Origin of the sequence: Flavobacterium sp. (genome assembly GCF_031363805.1) — a bacterium.
In the GTDB taxonomy this organism is placed as follows: domain Bacteria; phylum Bacteroidota; class Bacteroidia; order Flavobacteriales; family Flavobacteriaceae; genus Flavobacterium.
In genome coordinates this window covers 1-13,502 of the sequence record NZ_JANLVD010000015.1, presented here as the reverse complement: position 1 = coordinate 13,502, position 13,502 = coordinate 1, and the positions used below count along the sequence as shown (strand labels likewise).

8 protein-coding genes and 2 pseudogenes are annotated in these 13,502 nt (G+C 32.6%); 9 read left to right on the top strand and 1 reads right to left on the bottom strand.

The features are described 5' to 3' along the window. The 9 genes and pseudogenes from RMN92_RS00845 to RMN92_RS00810 form a co-directional block, all read left to right on the top strand. A partial coding sequence (locus tag RMN92_RS00845; RefSeq protein ID WP_309607568.1) for a PKD domain-containing protein occupies window positions 1-764 on the top strand: 764 nt, incomplete at its 5' end. A gap of 13 nt (window positions 765-777) precedes the next feature. After that, window positions 778-2,472, top strand: a complete 1,695-nt coding sequence (locus RMN92_RS00840) for a hypothetical protein (protein WP_309607567.1) — start codon at window positions 778-780, stop codon at window positions 2,470-2,472. Window positions 2,473-2,482: 10 nt separating this feature from the next. Then, on the top strand, window positions 2,483-7,129 hold the full coding sequence (locus RMN92_RS00835; RefSeq protein WP_309607566.1) for a hypothetical protein: 4,647 nt from the start codon (window positions 2,483-2,485) through the stop codon (window positions 7,127-7,129). After that, window positions 7,129-10,887: an AHH domain-containing protein gene (locus RMN92_RS00830; RefSeq protein ID WP_309607565.1), complete on the top strand. Its 3,759-nt coding sequence runs from the start codon at window positions 7,129-7,131 to the stop codon at window positions 10,885-10,887. The genes RMN92_RS00835 and RMN92_RS00830 overlap by 1 nt, the downstream gene beginning before the upstream one ends. 3 nt (window positions 10,888-10,890) lie before the next feature. After that, entirely contained in the window at window positions 10,891-11,595 is a 705-nt protein-coding gene (locus tag RMN92_RS00825) for a hypothetical protein (protein WP_309607564.1), read from the top strand. A 42-nt stretch (window positions 11,596-11,637) separates the two neighbouring features. Further along, window positions 11,638-11,973, top strand: a pseudogene (locus RMN92_RS14540) (AHH domain-containing protein); the annotation flags it as partial. Between the two features lie 2 nt (window positions 11,974-11,975). Continuing rightward, on the top strand, window positions 11,976-12,677 hold the full coding sequence (locus RMN92_RS00820; RefSeq protein WP_309607563.1) for a hypothetical protein: 702 nt from the start codon (window positions 11,976-11,978) through the stop codon (window positions 12,675-12,677). A gap of 49 nt (window positions 12,678-12,726) precedes the next feature. Continuing rightward, window positions 12,727-13,071 carry an AHH domain-containing protein gene (locus RMN92_RS00815; RefSeq protein WP_309607562.1) on the top strand — a complete coding sequence of 115 codons (345 nt, stop codon included), beginning with the start codon at window positions 12,727-12,729 and terminating at the stop codon, window positions 13,069-13,071. 4 nt (window positions 13,072-13,075) lie between these two features. Continuing rightward, entirely contained in the window at window positions 13,076-13,408 is a 333-nt protein-coding gene (locus RMN92_RS00810; RefSeq protein ID WP_309607561.1) for a hypothetical protein, read from the top strand. Here RMN92_RS00810 and RMN92_RS00805 read toward each other — a convergent pair. Then, window positions 13,380-13,502 (bottom strand): annotated as a pseudogene (locus RMN92_RS00805) (IS1595 family transposase); the annotation flags it as partial. The gene RMN92_RS00810 and the pseudogene RMN92_RS00805 sit on opposite strands and share 29 nt — an antisense overlap.

Below are 13,502 nucleotides of genomic sequence, written 5' to 3'. Positions count from 1 at the left end.
TATCAGATTTTACATGGACACCCAATTTTGAAGATGAAGATTATCAGTCGCCAGTCAAAATAAATTTGGTCAATCAATCCGTAAGTGCTACAAGATACCGTTGGACATTTCAAAATGGTAATCCAGTTACATCCAATATTGAAAATCCGCAACAAGTAATTTTTACAACGGGTACACACCAAATAACCTTAACAGCCTCCAACGATAAAACTTCGCAGACAACCACCAAAACTATTACAGTTGTACCAGATACCAATTTAATAGTTTTAGAAAATGTGAAATTTGGTATTAATGCGGCGCACAATTCCAATCAAACAGGGGCATTTTATGCCACCAAACTCAGAAGGTCATTTACTCCTAGTGAAATTACAAATCAGGTAAGTGATAAAATCGATATTGCTTTTCAAGGATTGAATAGCAGTTTTACTTTAAACAAATTTATCTCGCCAAATCAAGTGGCTAACTTTGGTTTTAGCCCTTTGGCAAATGCGCAAAATACAGTATTTATCAATTCTCAGGATTTATGCAATTGCGGATTAAATTTTACAGAAACTGATTTTAATAATATGACAAATGATAATCCTTTGCAAAATTTAACCATTCCGAATAGTGCTGCTGGAGCGCAAGAATTTGGATTGACTTATCCAAGAATTATTTTATTTAAAACTCAGGACGGCAGAAAAGGTGCCATTAAAATTAAAGATATGATTCCCAGAGGTGCAAATTCTTATATACTATGTGATATAAAAGTGCAAAAACAATAGCTAGTAGTACATAATGAAGAAAAATTTCCCCTCGTTTTTTTGTTGTTTCGTACTTACTATTACCATTAGTTACGCCCAAAATGTAGATTTAGAAGGATTTAAAAAAGTAAATTTTAAAGTCAGTGGCGGTTTCAATGCCAACTCAGTTTATTATGAAACTGATGCACCCAATAATTCCCGCGAACCATTTGCTTATTTGTTGTCTGGAAATATCAATGTTAGTGCGTTTAATTTTAGTATGCCATTGTCCTATACCATTACAAATCAAGGTAATAATTTGGGGTATACCGTTCCTTTTAATTTTAATCGGTTGAGTCTAATGCCAAAATACAAATGGATTAAAGCTTATTTGGGTGATGCCAATTTGAGTTTTTCGCCTTATACATTAAATGGGCATCCGTTTCGCGGAGTAGGTTTAGAACTTACCCCAAAAGGATCATTAAAATTGAGTATGATGGGTGGAAAACTATTAAAAGCCATAGAATCAATCGAAGGAGCTGGTGGAATTCCTGCTTTTGAAAGAATGGGCTATGGTGCGAAATTAGGTTTTGAAAAACAACGATACAAAATTGAATTGATTGGTTTTTATGCTAAAGACGACATCAATTCTATCCAACCAGATTTTGATATTAAAGGTGTAAAACCGAAAGAAAATGTAGTAAGCAGTTTATTTGTCAACTCTTCTTTCGTAAAAAATGCAGATTTCACTTTTGAATATGCCATTTCTTTATTAAGTGAAGATGCACGTTCACAATACAGAAACCAGAATAATTTTATAAATAAAACTCTAAAAACACGAGAAAATACATCCGCTTTAAAAGCTTTTAAAACCAATATCAATTACACCATTGCCAAAACAAAAGTGGGATTGACTTACGAAAAAATAGATCCCAACTATCAAACATTGGGTGCCTTATTTTTTAACAACGATTTGGAAAATATTGCGGTCACTTTAGCCAGACCTTTTTGGAATGACAGAATCAGTATAGCAACCAATGTAGGTTACCAAAGAGACGATTTAAAATTGCAAAAACGACAAAATACCAAACGAATAGTTGGCGCAGTAAATCTGAATTATAAGGTAACAGAAAAATTAAATTTGAGTGGTTCTTATTCCAATTTTAGTACATCAACCAATAGGAATTTAAATCAATTTAGCTTTATTAATAATGAAAACATCAATCCGGCAGATACTTTAAATTACAGACAATTGTCTCAAAATGGAGTGGCTAATATCGGATATAATTTTGGCAAACAAAAAAACCAGAATATAAATCTGAATTATAATATTTCTGGTCAAGCCAACGAGCAAGGTGGTATTATCAGAAAAGGACAAGCCAGCACGATTCAAAATGCCAATCTATCGCATACTATTAATTTCAAAGCATCAAAAATAGCGGTAAGTACAGCTGTCAATTATACTTTAAATTCAGTGGGTACACTCGAAAATACATCACAAGGCGGATCGCTGAGTGTTTCAAAAAAACTGTACAAAGATACTTTCAATTCAAATTTGGGAGTGATTTACAATGGTACAAAAAGCCAAACCAATTCCAGTACAGTCATGGGCTTGCGATTCAACAATAATTTTACCTTTCTTAAAAAACACAATTTTATGCTCAGTGCTATAAAAATGTTTCGAAAATCAGATAAAACCAGTTCCATACAAGATTTGACAGCCAATTTTAATTATAGTTATAGCTTTTAATTTTATAGATATGAAAAAATACTATGCACTTCTACTTATTCTTTTTTTGGTTATAACTGCCAAAGCACAAGAAGTTAATGAAACCAAAGCAGCAGCCACAGTAAGTTTTAATAAAATTGAAACCACACAACGTTGGGTCAATAGTTTTTCCAACCAGGATTTGGTGGAGTTGCCTATTGGTATCCGAAAAACGGTGAGCAATACCCAATATGCTATCGGAATTACAAAAGCTGTTTTTTCATCCGAATATACCACTTTGACTGTTTTTTGTAAAATTGATATTCCACAAACTGATAGTAGTGGCAATCCAATACAACTATTTTTTGGTGCCGATAACGTAAAATTATCACATGCAGGCGGAATAATTGGCGATGCAAAACTGGTTTTGTTGGGAGATGTAGACATTCCTTTCAACAATAAATGGGAAGTTTCCTTGTATGGTGGTTTTGATATGGCAACTGGTTCCACACAAGATTTAACCTTTGTGACTATAGATTGCAACGGATTTAAAGATTTAAAAATAACAGGAGCAGTCGCATTTTCAAGAGATTTAATTGTGCCTATTGAATCCAATGGTCAGGTCAACGAAGCCAAAACCACGGTGGCGAGAACGTATTACAATGGCAGAACAAAACAAGTACCTTATAGAGTAAAAGGCGAATTTAGTGTGCAAGCCAGCAACTGGAATGATATTTTGGTCAATGTTAACTTGCAGCCTTTTGTTTTAAAATCGAAACGAAATGGCGAAAACTACGACGGTAATTTTCAGTTTTTAGTCAGTAATGCGGTGCTGGATTTAAGCGATTTGAACAACCATCCCGCAGTAAATTTTTCACAATATTATGTAGATAATGCCCTTTTGATGCCCAATCCAAATACATGGCGTGGTGTTTTTGTTGAAACATTTGAAATAGGACTGCCTAAAGAATTTAAAACTACAACTACTTCAACTCAAAATACAAGAGTTCGTATTGGTGCTACAAATTTAATTATAGATAAGTTTGGAGTTTCTGGTACTTTTTATGGGGACAATATTTTTCCGTTAAACAAAGGTATCACCAGCGAACAAAAATCATGGGCGTATTCTTTAGATCATATAGATATTACCATTGCAGCCAATACCTTTGTTAAAGCAAATTTAAGAGGTCAAATTTTATTGCCTATTTCAAAAAACAGCACAACCACAGAAAATTCAAATAAAAAAATTGGTTTGGAATACAACGGTTTTATATCCATGCAAGAACAGCAACTTACTGTTATTACTAGAGATACTTTAAATTTTGATATCTGGAAAGCCAAAGCCAAAATACTGCCCAACAGTTCAGTAGTACTCAAATTGGTAAATGGCAAATTTTTACCCAAAGCAAATTTACATGGTTCACTAGCCATCGAAACCAATAAATCAGCCACAGATAATACGGAAACACAAGGCAAAAAAACCATCGATTTTAAAGGTATTACTTTCGAGAATTTGCAGTTACAAACCATTTCTCCCATCATTTCTGTACAAAGTATGAATTACACAGGTACAGTCGGATTTAGTAATTTTCCAGTCTCCATATCCAATATTGGCATTACCATGCAAAATGATGCTGCAAGATTGGACTTTGACCTTAATTTAAATTTAATGGAAAGCACCCAATTGAGTGCGACCGCCAGAATAGGAATTAAAGCCAGAATGGTCGAAGAAAACTACAAACAAAAATGGAAATATGATGGTTTGGATTTATCTGCCATAAGAATTGATGCCCAGTTTAGCGGATTTTCTATGAAAGGACAATTAAATTTGTTAGAAAATGATGCCGTTTATGGTGATGGTTTTAATGCTGATTTGTTAGTCAATATTGAAGCTGCAAACATAACAGTAAGTTCAAAAGCCATTTTTGGTCGAAGCACTTTTAGATATTGGTATTTTGATGCTTCTGTAAAATGGCCTGCTGTGCCAGGACCACCTTTTATGATTGATGGTTTTGGTGGCGGAGCTTATTACAAAATGAAAAGAGCGCCCGGAGTAAGTATTAACGATTTTTCTCCATCTGGATTGAGTTATATTCCAGACGAAACAAGAGGTTTAGGATTAAAAGCCTTGGTGTTTTTTCATGTAGGTTCAAAAGAAGTATGTGATGGTGAAGCAGGAATGGAAATTGCTTTTAATACCGATGGTGGTATCAAAACTTTGGCTATTTTTGGAAAAGGAAAAATCATGGCAAAATTACCTGGGCTAAAAAGTGTAGGTGAATTTATGAATGAAGTCGCTACCAATGTTACAGCATCAACAGAATTTATGGGTGTTCCATCTACAGCAACCCAAGGTTCTTTTGCCAACAGGTTTTTGCCAAAAGCCAATGCTGTAGTACCAACCGACTTGTCTGCGCCAGTAGGTATTACTTTTGCAACAGCTGTAGAATTTGATTTTGAAAATCGTTCCATTCACGGAACCATGGATGTATTTATGAATACACCGGGTAACTTTATTTCAGGCATTGGTGCTGGCGGACGTGCAGGTTGGGCAGTTTTCCACAAAGATCCACAAGATTGGTATTTGCATATTGGAACACCTGAACTTAATAACAGAATAGGAATTCGTATTGGGGTGGCAGGAATGTCATTGCAAACAGGCAGTTATTTCATGGCAGGAACAAAATTGCCAGGAAGTCCACCACCACCAAGTATTGTAGCACAAATACTGGGAGTAGATGCTAACCAGCTTAACTATATGCGAAACGAGAACGACCTTGCCAATGGTGGCGGACTTGCTTTTGGTGCAAGTTTAGATTTTGATACCAATGATATGTCATTTTTAATTTTTTATGCTCGTTTTCAAGCGGGTGTAGGATTCGATATTATGATGAAAAATTATGGTCAAACCCGTTGTTCCAATACTGGCGAAACTGTGGGTATGAATGGCTGGTACGCCAATGGTCAAGCGTATGTGTATTTGCAAGGCGAATTGGGTGTTCGTGTCAAATTGCTATTTGTTAATTTGAAAGTACCAATCATATCAGCAGGAGCCGCTGTTTTATTGCAAGCCAAACTGCCAAATCCTACATGGTTGAGAGGATATGTTGGAGGACAAATGAATATTCTGGGAGGACTAATCAAAGGGCGATTCCGATTTAAAATGACCATTGGTGAAGAGTGTGTAACTGATAGTAGTTCCCCACTCGGCGGTCTGAAACTTATTTCTGACCTTACGCCAAAAAATGCTACGACCGATGTGGATGTTTTTGCCATTCCTCAAGCTACTTTTGCTATGAAAGTCAATGAAAATATTGTCATTCCAGAAGACAATGGTGACCAAACCTACAAAATAATTTTAGAAAAATTCAAAGTATATGATGGGAGTTCAGAAATTCAAGGTCTTTTAACTTGGACTTCTATGAAAGACAGGGCAAATTTTGTTTCCACCGATATTTTGCCTCCGCACAAAAGTTTAAAAGTAATAGTTGAAGTAAGTTTCCAGAAGATGGTCAATGGGGTTTTTCAACCGCTGTATGTTAATGGACAATTGGCTAAAGAAAAAGAAGAAAGAACTTTTACTACTGGTGGCGCACCCAATCATATTCCGTTGACCAATATTGAATATTCGTATCCAGTAGTGGATCAAAAATATTTCCTAGAAGAAGAATATAACAAAGGTTATATACAATTAAAACGGGGTCAGGATTACTTGTTTGAAGATCCAGTTTGGCAAACGGAAGTTAAATTTTTGGAAGCTGGACAAACCAATAGTTTAAATACTGCTTTTACTTACAACAATACTTCTAATGAGGTTTTGTACAATCTACCAAACATCAATCAGGATAAAAATTATACATTTGGTATCGTTAGTAAAAATACAAATGCGGCTACATCTGCTAGTAATACCACTACCAGCACTACTGTGAATACTCAGGACAACAATGTCAATAACAACGATGCTGGGAATAATGTTAGCAATATACAGGACAATGATTTAAATATTACCACCAACGATGCTTCAAGTATTTCTGTTGCTGGCGAAATAGAGCGTATTGCCTATGCTTTTTCAACCAGTAAATACAAAACGTTTCCAAATAAAATGAGTGCCATAAACAACCAAAGCTATAATTTTGGTGTGATAGCATCTGATATAATTTATTTAACAAATACCATCAACAGTCAAGAAGCATTTGAAATAGTAGATTTGACAGGTACGGTATATTCCGAAAATAAATCATTATTATTGGCTAGTGCAACCTTGCAAGATGCCTATTTCACAAACGATGTGAGCCCTAATATTTATAATTCCTATCCATTTGGAGGGCGATATGAATTTACCCATAGAATTATCACAGAATTAGGAAATCCGCCAGCAAAAGCACTACCTATCAACGCCACCTATTTGACCAATATTGAATATAATGTAAATCAAAACTGGACAAAACAAAATTTTCCGTTTAAATACAACTTGCCATTATCTTACAAAGAAGATTGGATGAACCTGTACAATCAAATAATCAACGACCAAGTCAATGGAGTGATTACAACATCACACCCAGCCTATAGTTTGATTAGCAAAAATTATTTATTTATGCGACAAGGATTTTACAACATATCTTTGAAATATACTTTGCCTGGCAACAAGAAAACGTCCAATTTCTATTATCAATTCAAAAATAATAATCAATTTAGATAATGAAAAATAACATCAAAAACATATTTCTAATTGTAATATTTTCCATTTGTGGATTTTCAGGCTTTGCTCAAGTATTCCCTGTACAAGTCACGCCTGTTTTCAGCACGCCATACACCAGCAAAATATCAGAATATGCCACCAGTTTTGATACCAAGTTTCAACTCATAGTCAATCCTACCGATATTTCTATTAACAACAGACAAGTACGTTTTAAAATAAGCATACAAGGCAATGGCATAAATGCGCAAAGTGCTGATTTCATTACTGGTCAAAATCCTATTTATATTAATGGTGGCGAACTTATTACTTTTACCAATGTAGAACTCGCCGCGCTATTTAGACTGGAAAACTTGCAAGGCATTTCCGCAGTGCAATATGCCAATCCACTACCCGAAGGCAGTTATAGTTTTTGCTTTGAGATGTATGACTTTTTTACAAACCAGCGTATTTCCCAAAAAAGTTGTGCCAATATATATTTGATGCTCAACGAACCGCCTATTTTAAACTTGCCAACAAAACAAGAGCAAATTGCCGTATCCGATTTTCCAAATATATTTTTTACTTGGACACCCCAACAAATAAATGCGACCAATGTATCGTATAAATTTGAACTAAAAGAAATTCTAGATCCAAATATCGACCCACAATATGGATTTGAAATAAGTCCATTGCGGTATGAAGAAGAACTTTTTACACCCTTTTTGGTTTACGATAATACCAAACCTTTTCTAATACCGAATAGACGCTATGCCTGGCGTGTTCGTGCCATATCCACAAGTGGGCTTTCAGAAAATGCGATTTTTAAAAATAATGGTTATAGCGAAGTATTTTGGTTTACTTATGCTAGTAATTGCCCAGCACCCACTTCTGTGTTTAGTACAATAACGAGTTCTAAAAGTGTCAAAATCACTTGGGAAGGGGCTTTTGAAAACACAAAATACCATGTGCAATACAAAAAAAGAAATGTCGCCAGTGCGCAATGGTTTTCAGTTTACACTTTAAACACGCAAGCAACAATTACCGACTTGGAAGCAGAAACAGCATACGAGTTCCGAGTTGGAGCCAGTTGCGAGCCAGCGGGAATAGCCATGAGTTACAATTATTCTGGCATTAATAATTTTGATACCCCAGTATCGGGTAGCACCAGTGTAGGTTATAATTGCGGTATCAACCCAGCTGTATCTATAACCAATCAAACTCCTTTGCCCAACTTGATTCCTAGTGAAACTTTTACCGCAGGAGATTTTCCCGTAAAAGTTTTAGAAGTTTCGGGAAGCAACGGAATGTTTACAGGTATTGGTTATATTACTGTTCCTTATTTGGCAGACAGTAAAATTGCAGTTATTTTTAATAATGTGACTATCAATACAGCGTATCAATTGATAAATGGAATTGTTGAGACAACGTATGATCCGAAAGGTGAAAACATAACAAATGTTGACCCATTAATAGATGACATTATTAATGCCATAAACACAGCTATCCAAAATTTACAAACCTTAATTACGCAAAGTCAAAATACACAAACACCAATTGATCCAAGTATTTGGGTTGCCTACCAACAATCAATGAATCAACAATGGCAGTTGCTTTTTAACAATGCCAATTTACCACAAACTGTTCAAGATCAAATCAATCAACTTTTAGGCAATAGCTATTTAGCATCCACAAGCAACACACCGCCAAACACATCAGAATTAGGCACAGCCCAGCAACAATTGAGCGAGCTCGCTGCCATACAAACTAGTATTCAAGAATCACAAAAAGGAGTTGAGAAACTTATTACAGCTCTAAAAAGTTTTGGTACTGATACCTTTATAAAATGCAAAAAATGTGACAGTACAGGACAGCAAGCCGCCTCTGGTTTTGATGGTGCTTCGGGCGTAGCAAAAAAGCTAGGTTATTTTGGCAAATCGTATGTTTGTATGTTAGCATCATTAAATTCTAATGCAACATTTTTAACGATTTCCGACAATTTAAATACGATTGTTGTTGATCCAAAAAACACCGATAAGATTAAGAAATTGGTTAACGAAACTAAAACTATTTTCAATGCCTTCAAACCAGAATTGCTTGTTTTGCTTAATCAAAATGAGGAGTTGGTACAATGTGCAGTTAAATATCCTTTTTCAGGGGAAATATGCCAGCAAAACTACAGCGTTTCTGATATTGTCTTAGGTCAAATTGCAGAAGAAGTTAGTTTGTGTTTTGTCAATAAAATGCAGGATTATTTAATTGCTGCAAAGGCTGATAAAAGGCAAAACCAAAGTATCGAATTTGAAAATAATGGCAAAGTTTATAAATTAAATTCAGAAAATAAGGCGGTTTTAGTTGCTAATCAACTATCAGATGCGCAAATAAATGCAGGCAGTTGGACAGAGACTTCGACGGATGTCAAAATTAGATATTTTTTAAATGAAAACGGAATTCTACAAATGAAAGCCGTAGGAATTCGCAGTAATTTAGTACTTGCAACAGTTACTGACATTAATAATATACCTAGAATTAAAGAAGCTAAATTAGTCGATATTGCGCAAAACATTAAAACCAAAGGCAATAATTTTTTCATTGAAAATAAAGTCACCAACGGCAAAGAAACCCCAACCAGCAAAAGCATAAATCTAAATGCCAACGCCGAAGAATTTGCCGATGGTAAAAAAATTGCTATTGATAACGAATCATCATTCTTTAAAATAGTTTCCGAAGGAATAGGATTAACAACAACATTGTTAAAAACTGCACTTGTTGAGGATAAAACTTATTTAAACACAACCGAAAATACGGCATCCATACACGCACCAGGATTAGTAACTGGTACAGTCGAAGCTGGAACAAAGGTTGTTACTGATATTACAGGAATTGTAACAATGGTTTACGATATTTCTGTTGATAAAGAAGCTCGTAAACAAGTATGTGAGGGTTTAAAGAAAATAAAAACACAAATAGGCAATGATTATTCGCAATTAATGCCAATGTTAAAAGATGTAATTGTTGAAGAGGCAACTGGCAACACACCAGAAAACTGGTCTTTAATTATCAATCCAAATACAGACACAGGTAAAACGGGACATTTAGCGACTAAGGGAGCTGTTAGAACTTGTGTCACAATTTTTACTGCATCTACAATTATTACCAAGTTGCCTGAAATGGCGGATAATTTGGTAAAGAAAATGGATGATTTACTATCCATTGGAAATAAAGTTTTTAATAGTGCAGAAGAATTAGCAACTGCTATTTACAAAGCACGTTCCACAATAAGAAAAAATATTATAAATTTACAAGAGAGTAAAGATTTAGCAAAAGAATTTTTTGAACATATAAAAAAAACCGACACATCATTGAGCAATGTTCAATTTGATGATTGGTTTATAAACACATTTAAGAAATTTGAAAGTAGTACTTTAAATTTTGAAGCACACCACGTTATTCCTGCAGATGTTTTAAAAAATAATCCAGATTTAAAAGAATTATTGTTCGAATTGAGAAAAACTGATTCTAACTTTAATTTTGATTTTAATGGTATTGATAATGGAATGATGATTCAGAAGAAAAGTAATGCACTTCAAATTAATGGACATACAGTTCATAATGATTACAATAGAGAAATTAGCAAAAAAATCAGTGAACTTATCCAAAATGCTGCGACTAAAGAAAAAGCATTTGAAAAAGTAAAGAAATTAATTAGTGATACCAAGAATAAATTAAAACAAGAAGTTTTATTAGGAACAAAAAATGTAAATGAAATAGTTAATTTTTAAATTATGAAATTTTATAAAATAAATGATGAATCATTAGATTTACAACAAAAATCAAAAGGATTGGTGGCGGATGTACCAAGTGCAAATGGAGAATTTGTTAGTAATGGAAAAGAATATTTTGAAAAAATTGGTAATGGAGAAATATTAAACAGCACACCTGTTTTTGATTTTTTTCATTTGCAAAGCTTTGGACCAAAGGAGGAGTGGGAATGGCGTCTACAAGATGTTCACGGTGGTATGGGTGTATATCCTGGAGGTGGTTGCTGGTATATTTCAGATGATTTTAAACTACTTTTAGAAAATTTTAAAATCGCAAAATTATGTCAATTTTATGAGACTAAATTATTGTATAAAACTAACAAATTGAAATATTGGATTTTTCAATTTGCGGGCCGATACGGCAAATTAAATAAAATGGATTATATAAATTTTTCTAAAAGTACTTTTTTAGCAGATGGTAAAGTTATTGAAATTTACTCATATGAAGAATATTTAGAGAAAAACGAGGAATTTTACGATAAAGAAAAAAAAGATTTAGAAATAAAAAGGGTTGTTTTAAATGAAAATATAGATTTTACAACACTTTATACAATTTGCGAAGATAAGATAGTTTCAGAAAAATTAAAGGAAGCAATTGAAAAAATGCAATTAAAGGGTTTCATTTTTTCAGAGTTAGATTATGAGGTTGTTGTAAATGACGAAATTTAATAAAAAAGAATAAAACGAGTGCTTTGAAATTTTGAAGCACATCATGTTATTCCAATAAATGTTTTAGAAAATTATCCCGAACTTCAAAATTTATTATTTTGGGCTAAAAAAAATGGTAAAAAATTTGAGTTTAATGGTTTAGATAATGGAATTCCACTTCAAAAAAAGAATGTCAATTTTGATCTATCAGGATATACTACTCATCCTCAATATGATAAAGCAATTACCGATAAAATTAAAAATGTTATTGATAATCCAATTTTTGATGAGAGTGATAAATTTAATGAAGTACAAAAAATTGTTAATAAAGCAAAGTTAAAATTGGAAAATGAAGTATTATTAGGAACGAAAGATGTTAATCAAATTTTAAATTTTTAGAAATGAAATATTTTAAATTAAATTTACAAGTGAATAATTTAAATAACAGAATTGTTAGTAGTGTTGATGGTGAAAAAATACCTAATGTTGAAATTTATTTTAATAAATTAAAAGATGGTAATTTGATAATAAACCCTCCTATTTTTGATTATTTTTACTTAAAAAGTTTTGATGAAAAATCATTTTGGGATTTTAAATTAAATGATGTTCACAGTTTTATAAATCAAGGAAGTCAAATAAAAGGCTTCTTTATTTCTGAAAAATTAAAAAAAATATTCGAAAAACATATTTTGGCAAATCCGTATCAATTTTATTTAAGTAAATTATTATATAAATTTGATTCTTATGATTATTATATTTTTCAGTTTGCAGGAAATATAACATTTGAAAATTTTTTATTAAACATAAATTTTAAAAAATCAATCTTTTATAATCCTAAAAGTGAAGAAAATGTATTTGTAATCAATAATAAAGAATTTATAGATAATTATAAACGAATCTATAAGGAAAATGATAGCTTGGAACTAATTCTTAAAAATAGAAAGTTAGTATTAAACGAAGCCTTTGATTTTTTTCCAATGGGAACTTTTATGAAAGATAACATAGTATCAAATAAACTTAAAAAAGCTATTGAAGATAACAATATAGAGGGTTTTGAATTTTCAGAATTAGATTTTGATGTTGTTATTGATAAAAACATTTAATAGATATAATCAAAATATATGTTCTTTGAAATTTTGATAATACCACCACGTGATACCCGCTGATGTTTTAAAAAATAACCCAGATTTAAAAGAATTGTTATTTGAATTACGAAAAACTGATCCTGATTTTGATTTTGACTTTAATGGTATTGACAATGGAATGATGATACAAAAGAAAAGTAATTCACTTCAAATTAATGGACATACAGTTCACAATGATTACAATAGAGAAATCAGCAAAAAAATAACTGATATAATAACCGATTCTAGAAACTTAAACAAACCAAAAAGAGCATTTGATGAAATTGAGGATTTAATAAAGAGCACTAAGCAAAAGCTGAAAAATGAAGTTTTATTAGGAAATAAAAACGTTAATGATATTATAAATTTTTAATTAAATGAACTACTATAAATTAACAGATAAATCAATAGATTTAGAACAAAAGTCTAAAGGATTTGTTGCAGACATACCAAGTGCTAATGGCGAATTTGTACCTAATGGTAAAAACTATTTTGATAAAATAGGAAAAAGAGAAATTATTAAGAACACGCCTATTTTTGATTATTTTCATTTGCAAAGCTACGGACTAGAGAAAGATTGGGAATGGAAATTGCAAGATGTACACGGTGGTATGGGCGTTTATCCGTGTAATGGCTATTGGTATATTTCAAATGATTTTAAAATTTTATTTGTATCTCGGTTTATTTACCACAAGTTACTAATGCAATAGTAATTCTATCAAATAAATACTCTCCGAAGTATCTTCTATTAAGTTTGTAGCAGAACTCATCAAGATAATTTTGAAGATATATACCTTTCATTTT

Bases quoted from the DNA above. Each gene is read 5' to 3' on its own strand.
- RMN92_RS00820 (WP_309607563.1), top strand. From the start codon at position 11,976: ATGAAATATTTTAAATTAAATTTACAAGTGAATAATTTAAATAACAGA.
- RMN92_RS00830 (WP_309607565.1), top strand. From the start codon at position 7,129: ATGAAAAATAACATCAAAAACATATTTCTAATTGTAATATTTTCCATT.
- RMN92_RS00835 (WP_309607566.1), top strand. From the start codon at position 2,483: ATGAAAAAATACTATGCACTTCTACTTATTCTTTTTTTGGTTATAACT.
- RMN92_RS00825 (WP_309607564.1), top strand. From the start codon at position 10,891: ATGAAATTTTATAAAATAAATGATGAATCATTAGATTTACAACAAAAA.
- RMN92_RS00810 (WP_309607561.1), top strand. From the start codon at position 13,076: ATGAACTACTATAAATTAACAGATAAATCAATAGATTTAGAACAAAAG.
- RMN92_RS00840 (WP_309607567.1), top strand. From the start codon at position 778: ATGAAGAAAAATTTCCCCTCGTTTTTTTGTTGTTTCGTACTTACTATT.